8 protein-coding genes and 1 tRNA gene are annotated in these 8,969 nt (G+C 60.7%); 7 read left to right on the top strand and 2 right to left on the bottom strand.

Annotated features, from left to right (window positions below):
* Positions 1–97 precede the first annotated feature (97 nt).
* Positions 98–171: transfer RNA gene (locus tag ACQR3U_RS22340), tRNA-Pro, on the top strand.
* 100 nt (positions 172–271) lie between these two features.
* On the opposite strand, the gene ACQR3U_RS22345 is transcribed toward ACQR3U_RS22340, so the two are convergent.
* Together ACQR3U_RS22345 and ACQR3U_RS22350 are read right to left on the bottom strand one after the other, a co-directional pair.
* Complete coding sequence (locus ACQR3U_RS22345; protein WP_230811493.1) at positions 272–1,441, bottom strand: site-specific integrase; 1,170 nt, start codon at positions 1,439–1,441, stop codon at positions 272–274.
* A complete protein-coding gene (locus ACQR3U_RS22350) occupies positions 1,438–2,124 on the bottom strand; it encodes a hypothetical protein (protein WP_230811492.1) in 687 nt (228 codons plus the stop codon). Before ACQR3U_RS22350 ends, ACQR3U_RS22345 begins: the two co-directional genes overlap by 4 nt.
* A gap of 1,443 nt (positions 2,125–3,567) precedes the next feature.
* On the opposite strand from ACQR3U_RS22350, the gene ACQR3U_RS22355 reads away from it, so the two are divergent.
* From ACQR3U_RS22355 to ACQR3U_RS22380, 6 genes are all read left to right on the top strand, one after another.
* Positions 3,568–4,293, top strand: a complete 726-nt coding sequence (locus tag ACQR3U_RS22355) for a hypothetical protein (RefSeq protein ID WP_230811491.1) — start codon at positions 3,568–3,570, stop codon at positions 4,291–4,293.
* A gap of 71 nt (positions 4,294–4,364) precedes the next feature.
* On the top strand, positions 4,365–4,973 hold the full coding sequence (locus tag ACQR3U_RS22360; protein ID WP_230811490.1) for a hypothetical protein: 609 nt from the start codon (positions 4,365–4,367) through the stop codon (positions 4,971–4,973).
* A complete protein-coding gene (locus tag ACQR3U_RS22365) occupies positions 4,970–5,257 on the top strand; it encodes a hypothetical protein (RefSeq protein WP_230811489.1) in 288 nt (95 codons plus the stop codon). The genes ACQR3U_RS22360 and ACQR3U_RS22365 overlap by 4 nt, the downstream gene beginning before the upstream one ends.
* A gap of 24 nt (positions 5,258–5,281) precedes the next feature.
* Positions 5,282–5,950, top strand: coding sequence for a hypothetical protein (locus tag ACQR3U_RS22370; protein ID WP_230811488.1), 669 nt, complete (start codon positions 5,282–5,284; stop codon positions 5,948–5,950).
* Between the two features lie 158 nt (positions 5,951–6,108).
* Entirely contained in the window at positions 6,109–7,503 is a 1,395-nt protein-coding gene (locus tag ACQR3U_RS22375) for an AAA family ATPase (protein ID WP_230811487.1), read from the top strand.
* On the top strand, positions 7,500–8,405 hold the full coding sequence (locus tag ACQR3U_RS22380; protein ID WP_230811486.1) for a hypothetical protein: 906 nt from the start codon (positions 7,500–7,502) through the stop codon (positions 8,403–8,405). The genes ACQR3U_RS22375 and ACQR3U_RS22380 overlap by 4 nt, the downstream gene beginning before the upstream one ends.
* Positions 8,406–8,969 lie beyond the last annotated feature (564 nt).

The following is an 8,969-nucleotide window of genomic DNA, read 5'->3' on the forward strand; positions in this document are numbered from 1 at the left end:
GCTCCCGACGCCCGGTCGTGAAAACGCGCTGACCAGCCGATTAGTGTTTCGGTCCGTTCCTGTTGTAATCTCTGAGAGCGCTCGGAGAGAGCGCGGACGGGCTGTGGCGCAGCTTGGTAGCGCACTTGACTGGGGGTCAAGTGGTCGCAGGTTCAAATCCTGTCAGCCCGACAGGTGTTAATGCAGGTAGGCGGCTCTTTCCCACTTAGGGGAAGGGTCGCCTACTTGTATCCGTGGGCCAAGAATGGCCCAACTAGCCGGATGGGCCACGTTAAACGGCGTCGGGGGAGTCCTCGAATAACGTCGCCCCTGCACTGGTCAGTGACTCTTGAACTGCGTGCGCGTAGGTTCGCAACATCTCTTCCGCTGAATGCCCGTGCCACGCCGCGACGGCAGCGATCGGGTGCCCCGCATCAAGTTGCAACGTGACCGACGTATGCCGCACGTCGTGCAACCGGATCGGTCGCACCCCTGCGGACTCGCACAGACGTCGGAACTCGTCGGAATACCATTCAGGTCGGATCGGGCGTCCATCCTCGTGCACTGCTACCAAGCCACTGTCCGGGTAGCAGGTGCCGAGTGCCAACTTTTCTGCCGCCTGTGTGGCTCTCAAGGCTCGCAACGCCGCAAGTACCGAAGGGTGCACCGTGAGGACCCGGCGGCCACGCGCGGACTTCGGCGCGCCGGTTTGTGTGTCCTTACCAGAGCCAACCGGCACCCTGGATGCAACGACGGCCACGGTTCCGTGCTCGAAGTCGACCGTTGACCAGTTGAGGCCCAACACCTCGGACCGACGGAACCCTGACAGTGTGAGTAGCCAGCACGCCGCGAGTCTTTCGTCGGTGATGTGCTGGCGGAATCGGGCGGTCTCCTGACGAGTCCACGTTTGCATCGTGTGTGGCGTGGCACGGGGCATCTCGACCAACTCCACGACGTTGCGGGCAATCTGTCCCTGTCGACGGGCATCCTCGAACACGGCTCGTAGAGTCCGCACAGTGAATTGAACTTGGCGCACCGACAACGGGGTACCGCGTCGTGATCCTCCCGACAGCATGTGGGTGACGAGTTCGTCGAGGTGCGCCTTCGTGACGGCTTGGAGGTGTAGACCGCCGAGGTGGCGCACGGCGTGAACCAGGGCGTACTCGTATCCGCGGCGGGTGACGTCGCGGACATCGCGTTTGCCTGCAAGCCATGCATCGCAGGCTTCGGCGACGGTTGTGCGGGACGGGGCGATGTGAGTGCCAGCGGCTACCTCCGTGGTGATCCGGCGGTATTCGGCGCGGGCGGCTCTGAGAGTGGGGAAGGTGTGCCGGCGCCGGTCTCTGGTGCCGTCAGCTCGGGTGCCCACATCAACTCGAAACTCGTAGACGGTGGTGCCGTCAGCGTGGACACGCTTGCTGATTGGTTCGGCGCGGCGGGTGCGATGCTGCGACGTGCTCATTGTTCTTTTCCCTTGCCTTGCCTGGGTTTCCTCAGTTCACCGGGTTCGATGAGTCCGAGTTTTTTGCACCGCTTGAGCCAGCCATTCACGGTCTCAATCGCTGGCTGGCTGCCATCTCCGTAGGGCATGCGTTGCGCGATGTAACGGGCGATGCTTCGTGAACCGGCGGTATGGGCTTCTCGAGCCAGTTCGGCGACGCTCTCGAAGTGCTCAGGAGGCAGTGCAGGACGTCCCCGCCTAGGGGAATCGAGGGTGCCGATCTTTCGTGCGGCGGCGAGGTAGCCTGCGGATGTCCCCCGAAAGGTCTCGGTCCATTCGAAGCCGCTGCGTGACATGCCGTATGACTCGGCCAGGTTTCCAAGCGACTCCTTCAGCATCCGTCCGGCTTCGGCTAGTTCTTCGGTGTCTGTCCGTTTTGCTGCGGCCGCGATCCTGTCTGGGTTGATCCTTGCCAGGGATCGCTTCGTGATAGGAGTTCCGTCCGGCGAGAAGATGCGCAGGTCGGTGATGACAGGTCCGTTCTCGGTGTCCTCCCACGCAATTTCGTAGTGGTGCGCGTGACCCTCGCATTGAACGGTGATAGGTCGTGGCGGACGGTCGTTGCCTCGTGGTGCGACAGTGGCGCCGATGACTTCGCCGACTGGAGGGCGGCGTGGTGACCTTTTGTTCGAGGGCGTCGGCATATTTCTAACTATATCGAAACCCTGCCGTATGGGGTCACACTTTTGAGTATGAGAACAAATCGCATGGACGTCATCCAGCGGCTTCGAACTGCTCCCACAGTCTCCGTGGAGACAGCGGGAACTGCGCTCGGCATCAGTCGATCCGGCGCGTATGCCGCTGCACGAATCGGGGACATTCCTACGATCCGCGTCGGGCACCGCCTACGTGTGCCCAGTGCGTGGGTATTACGCGAGTTGCGTCTCGACCCGGACGAAGCACTGACCACCTAACAACTCATGGGAGGTAGGGGACGGCCGCCGGGAGCAGGACAAGATCATGACTGAAACGCGGGACGCCGCCGGGGGGACCACCCCCGGCGACGTCGGCCCAGCCGCCCGACTGTGCGCTGTACCTGACGATATCGGCGTCGTGCGACGCTCCGGAATGACGCGCAACGAAGCTGAGAGGCTTGTCGAGCGATCCCGTCTCAAGTCTGGAGAGCGCGCGGTCATGCACGCGTTGCTGAGGCGCGCGGACAACCGTACGTGCGAGATTCCGGACCAGTTCGCGCCGAAGCGCCAGAAGGAGTTAGCGCAGCAGGCGGGGCTCTCCGAGCGTCAGACTCGACGCGTCCTGAGACACCTGGAATTGCACGGTTGGCTCTCCGTCAAATCCGGACTCGGGAGCGGGAACAAGACCAGCTGCTACCGGTTGTTTCCTCGTACGCCCGACCAGAAGTGCTCATGTGCGAAAGGCGCAGATAAGAGCGGACATCATGTCCCCTTTTCCGGCTCAGACAAAGGCGGACACTCAAGCCTTGAAAAGGGGACACCCTGTCCGACAAAAGCGGACATCAAGACTGGCATTTCCCCAGTTCAGAACATCTTTTCCGCTGAGGGCATAGAAGGGAAAAGAAGGGGAGTCGATACGAAAGCCGGGTACGGCACTATGGCATCGGAGTTCTTTACCCATTGTGAGGAGTGTGGTGGGGAGCTTCCTCGACAGTTCCGGTTTCCTGTTCATCACGTCTGTCCCACCACAGTCCGATCCGTTCCGTCCGAGAGCGCAGATCGGCTCGCGGTACCCATCCTCGCCACACGTCGCGTGGGCATACCTGTAGGCGGGGGTGAACGGCTTTGAGCGGTTTCGTTCGGCCGCGGAACTTCTCCCCTATCGGGGCAGGTAAGGAGGGTGCTAGCGCGCATCGCGGCTGCCGTGCACACCCCAGGTCTACGGTCCTCACCCATGATGACCTTCTCACCCGACTCACGTTCGCCGTCATTTTGGTCTGCCCGGACCGCCGCCCTGGTCCGCTCGCGCCCACCCGACGATCCCGAGCTACTCGATGCCCGCGACGCGCTTCGTTACTGGAGAGTGCGCCGTGCCCTGGATCCGGAACTGGATGCTCTTTCGCCCGCTAACCGTCGTCGTCTCGCTGACCTGCTGTTGGAGGGGGTGTCGTCATGCCGGTGATCTATGAACCGGTCCTTGCGAACCCCGCCCCGGTCGGCCTCTACCAAGTCGCAATCGTCCTCGACCGCGACGATCCGACCCGCCTCGCGGACGGTGTGCTCGTCCGGTCCATCAACTGCGGCCCCTCCGGGGTGTGGCCGATCGAATACTGCGCCGGCCCACCCGCCGAACCGAAAGGCGGCGACCGGGCACCCGACCACCTGTTCACTGGCCTCGTCGTGTGGGCCGCCGACGATTGCGGCCTGCTCGCGGACCTCAACGACCAACAGGCCCGGGCACGGCAACTGCTGCGGCTGCACGAACGCCGCCACGTCGAGGAACACGCCGCCACGGTGCTTACCGCCGAAGCCGGGCCACCGAACACCGCGACGGGCCTCGTCGCCGCTCTCGGTGCGGTGGAGGAACAGCTCGCCCAGTTCGGATACCCGGGTGTCGTCCACGCCGCACCCCACCTCGCCGCCGCCGCCCACGCCGTGAACCTCGTCGTCCGTGACGGTGCGCGACTGCTCACGCCGTCGGGGAACCAGTGGGCATTCGGTGCCGGGTACGTCGATCTCGGCGACACCCTGTTCGGCACCGGCCCCGTCGTCGTCCATCGCGGCCCTGTCGTCGAATCCACCGGGCCGTTCCACCGCAGGAATGAACGCCTCGTCGTCGTCGAGCGGGAAGTCCTCGTCTCCTGGGAATGCGTCACCCTCGCCGTCACCATCGCCTGAAAGTGAGTAGACTAATGAAAAACGTTGACACACAACACATCCCAGAACCTGCCCGGCTGTACCTCGGGGATGTGCTCGCCCAGCAAGCCGGACCCGACCTGGACGTCGAGTTAGATGCGCTGCTCAACGACGACGACCTCCCCCCCGAATGGCGGCAGGAAGTCGCAGCGGAACGCGAAGAGCTGATCCGAACAACCCGCGACCGGATCGGTGCGCTGCGCGCCCACATCGACAAACGGCACCGCATCCACGTCGACCGCGCCGGATACGCCCAGGCCCGCAAGGAAGCCGAGGAACGCCGCGAGGAAGAACGCCGCCGCGCCGAAGAGAAAGTCGCAGCGGAACGGCTCATGCTCGACGCCGCCCGCCGCCGCGCCGACAAACTCGGTGTCGTCCTTGAACCGATCCGCGTCCCCCACCAGGGCACGTCTCGGTCCGCCGGATGGGGCACCCTCGCCGAAACGATCGAGGAACGCATGTGGCGGGTCGCCGCACCACTCGACCATCCCCTCGCCGCCGACCGCGACAACCTCATTCCCACACTCGACCGGGAAGGTGTCGAACTACGCCGGGGCACCCTCCGGTCCTGCTGTGAATGGATCGCGATACAAGCCACCGCGCACAGCGAACCCACGCGTCGACCCGGCCTGCTCCGCCGAGGCTCCCGGGAGACGGCATGACAACCGACCCGGTGGATCTGCTCGACGACGTGGACCATCTCGCCGCCCTGCTCGCCGACATAGGCCAGCACCTCTGTGATCTGCAACGGAACTTCCGGGGCCTCGACACCTCCCGGGAGGCCACGGAAAACCCCGGTGGTGACCGCACTGCACTGCCGGGTCCTCAGCCCGTCCTCGACGCCCTCAGCCGCGTCGAGGACGGGTTGGCCGGCGCACGCGCCACACTCCGCGGCGCCCGCAAACACACCCGGCGGCTCGCCGACCACACCACCCAGACACAGTGACCACACCCGACGAGGAGTGAACGCATGGCGATACAACGCGGCCGGAAGGAATCCACGCGGCAGCGGCAACGTCGGGCCGTGGAACTGCGAACCAAAGGCAAGACCTACGAACAGATCGCCGAACAGTGCGGCTACTCGACGCGCGGTGCCGCATACCGGGCAGTCATGGGCATGTTGAACCGGCAGGAGTCGGCGTCTGCCGGGGAGCTGCGGCGGCTCGAGGACGCCCGCCTCGACCTGTTGACGCGCCGCCTGTACGCGGAGTTGGAGGTGTTGAATCCGGGTGACGATCCGGGGGCGGTGGTGCGGATCGTCGATGGGTTGATGCGGTTGGGAGAGTCGCGTCGCCGCCTGCACAGCGTCGATCTGGTGAAGCCCCCGGTGGTGGTGGACGTGCATGCTCAGGCGGAGTTGGAGGACGTCAAAGCGGATATGCGGCGGTTGCTGGGCATAGACCCGCCTGTAGTAATCGAGGAGGACGACGACGAGCGTTGGGACGAGGACCGGAATGCCGAGAACCACACCGCGGCGGACGAGGAACCCGACGATCCTGTGCCGCCGACCTTGCCCGCCCCACTCGAACCGGCCCCCGCGCCGAAGACGCCCCGCTGTAGTCGCTGTGGTTCCCCGTTGCAGGGTGCTGCGGCCACGGGATCCGTCGTGTGCGCGGGGTGTCGCCGTGGCGCTTGGTGACTCTCCACGCGATACCGAGCTATCTCACTCGATACCCAGCGGTTGCGGACCCGTGCCCTGCGTGAGGTGCATTTCGCTTGCGACAGCGCTACTTACCGGCATAGACACAGCAACAGGTCCATGCGCTCAGAACTTGTACTCTTCGGTATGGTCAACCCATGCCGGACTTAACACGCATTCGAGTTAAGGGTCTCCTAGGCCGATTCGATCATGACGTTTTTTTTCCCGAAGGGGATAGTTTTGTAATTCTTCATGGCCCCAACGGCGTCGGCAAGACACACTTGTTGCAATTGACCCAAGCGGTTCTTTCGGGAGAATTATGGCGCTGCCAGAAGATCCGTTTCGAAGTTGCCGATTTTAATTTTTCCGACGGCCATCGTCTGCAAGTGTGGAGGCACGGCTGGAAGAAAAATGAACGACACAAGTTGCGCTCCGCGTCGGCGCTTGATAGACAAATTCACGGACGTGGATCCGTCCAACTCATGCTGTTTAGGGGAGGTGGGCTGATCGGACGGTCAACCGGAATCGAGAATGAAAAAAGCGAATTAAAAAGCGCGCAAATTAGGAAATTACTTGAAGTAGAGCTGGGTCTGGATCGCGTCGGATTTGATGAATGGCTCGATCCACGCGCTGATCGGTACCTGACCACAGAAGAGGCCCTTTCTCGGTACCTGCCACTTCGACCGGGTCGTTTAGCGGACATATTGGCCTCACTTTACGGAATCCCAAAGGAACTGTCTGAGTTTCTTGTTGGGTTGTCTGTAAAATTTGTGCAGACTCAACGGCTTTTAATTGCAGATGACGCAGGTGTTTATGCGGCACGACGCAGACCTGCCAGAACGCGCGAATCTACAGTAGCGGAGTTTTCTCGGGATATAGCAAGAATAATTTCAGACAAGCTTGCAGAAAATGCTCGGATTTCATCACAGCTCGATCGAACCTTCCCAAAGCGCGTACTTGAGCGCCGGGATGAGCCGAAATGGACAACGAATGAGTTGCTAGATCAGTACAGGGAACAGACGCTGCTGAGAAACCGACTGGCCGAAGTCTCGCTCCTAGACTCTACTACGGACATCACGCTTGAGGGCACGGAACTGAATGCTACGGAAATGCGCGTCCTCGAAACTTACCTGGATGACACAGCGAAGAAACTAGGAGTGCTGAATGAGACGCTTCAAAAAATAACGCTACTTCGCGACATTATCAATCGCCGCTTCCTCTATAAGACTATGCGCATCGACGCATCGGAAGGGTTCATATTCGAAACCGATGAAGGGGAGCAAATCAGCCCGGATCAGTTATCGTCCGGCGAGCAGCATGAACTCGTTCTGCTCTATGAGCTTCTCTTTAGAACAACATTCGGATCCCTTGTACTTATCGACGAACCAGAGATATCTCTCCATGTAGGTTGGCAGAGAGAATTCCTTAACGACCTGCAAAATATCGCGCTGCTTTCTAATGCGCGCTTCATTGTTGCGACACATTCGCCCCAAATTGTAGATAAGTGGCGCTCAAAAGCGGTCTACCTCGCCCCCGATGAGGAGCGTAATTGAGTTCACAGTCAAACATGTTTGATGGTCTCACCGCCGACAGCATCTATGCCGACATGATGATGCTTCGTCCCCAGGATACACGCGCTTTCTTGGTGGTAGAGGGTGTCGAAGACGTTCGAACCTTAGATGCGCACATATCTGAAGAGGCCTGCCAATTATTCATCGCGGGAGGGAGGGAGAATGCCCTCGGCGTAATTGAAATTGTGGTTCAGGAGTCCATGGAAAATGTCGGCGCCCTCGTCGATGCCGACCATGTCAAGCGTAGTTTCGATGTTCGAGTTGAGTTATATGGTGTGACCTCGACTGACCTTAATGATTTAGATTCCGAGGTACTTCATGTTCCTCATCTTCCAGACAGGATATGCGCAAGTCATGTAGACGGACGGGGTTTCCGCGAAAAACTCACCAGGAGGGGATTCGCCACAGCTATCGAGGCGATCGAAAATGTCGCGTGCCCGGTGACTGCCCTTCGATACAACTGCGAGCGGTACGGAATTGGCTTGTCCACGAAGGATTTTCCAATTGTGGCACTGTACGCTCGCGGGGAGGTTTCTCTAGATATTAATAAGTCTAAGAGAGCAGCTATCGCTAGGCTTCCCGTTTCGGCCAAGGGGGAGAGCACCTCACTTGTGGAAGAGTGGATTGAATCTCAATTAATGGGTACTGAATTTGTAAGTCCGGGCTCCTGGCGACCATACCATAATGGGCATCATCTATTCAGTGCATTACATGCACTCCTAAAATCCGAAGGCGGATACATCCCCAAGATTGACAATATCGAGAATTCGGTGCGGGGAGCAGTCAGCTGGCCTGAGTTGTGGTCCATTGCCTGCATCCGTCGGCTAAGTGCGTATTTCGAGGCGCTCGGCTTTTGGATTTGGAGACATCCCAAGCCCACATAAGGCACAGACCACGTGTCAGTTGCTGAGCATGTACGGGGTGTGGCCTTGCGGCACTTGACGCGGACTTCTGCCCGAGGGGGTTTGCGTTACGAGCGTTCCAGGCGGGCATTTGGGCTGACCGCCACTGCCCATTTCGTCACCCGGCGTACGGCGCAGGCTCAGCTATTGCTCGGGAGTCGGAGGGTAGACGAGTATTGACTCTATGAGCAGCCACCCTCCGTTCGGTCCTCCCTCGAAGCTCAGCGACGACGAGTTACGAGAGCGGATACGCACTCTTAAATCAATGAGAGACCGCCACATACGCGAAGGAAATCACGCGGATGCCGCAATCTACGCCGACCCGATCAAAGAAGACGAGGACGAAGCCAGGCAACGAGGGTTGATCTGACAGTCGTCTCGTCGTTGAAGCGTCAGCCTCAGCCGACCCTGCGGCCAGTCCCTGCTCCATACGGGTCTCGGGTGGGCCCCGAGTTGGCTCATTTCGTTAGTGCGTGACTTCGGTACCTGAAATCCGGTCGAGCAGCACCTGCATATCGGCCTCGACCTGCGGCGGGAACGTGTGCC

Origin of the sequence: Rhodococcus sp. IEGM1339 (genome assembly GCF_050321925.1) — a bacterium.
Taxonomy (GTDB): Bacteria; Actinomycetota; Actinomycetes; order Mycobacteriales; family Mycobacteriaceae; genus Rhodococcus; species Rhodococcus pyridinivorans.

What these genes read in the sequence shown, in the direction of transcription:
- ACQR3U_RS22365 (WP_230811489.1), top strand. Translation starts at nt 4,970, where the DNA reads ATGACAACCGACCCGGTGGATCTGCTCGACGACGTGGACCATCTCGCC.
- ACQR3U_RS22345 (WP_230811493.1), bottom strand. Translation starts at nt 1,441, where the DNA reads ATGAGCACGTCGCAGCATCGCACCCGCCGCGCCGAACCAATCAGCAAG.
- ACQR3U_RS22370 (WP_230811488.1), top strand. Translation starts at nt 5,282, where the DNA reads ATGGCGATACAACGCGGCCGGAAGGAATCCACGCGGCAGCGGCAACGT.
- ACQR3U_RS22355 (WP_230811491.1), top strand. Translation starts at nt 3,568, where the DNA reads ATGCCGGTGATCTATGAACCGGTCCTTGCGAACCCCGCCCCGGTCGGC.
- ACQR3U_RS22350 (WP_230811492.1), bottom strand. Translation starts at nt 2,124, where the DNA reads ATGCCGACGCCCTCGAACAAAAGGTCACCACGCCGCCCTCCAGTCGGC.
- ACQR3U_RS22375 (WP_230811487.1), top strand. Translation starts at nt 6,109, where the DNA reads ATGCCGGACTTAACACGCATTCGAGTTAAGGGTCTCCTAGGCCGATTC.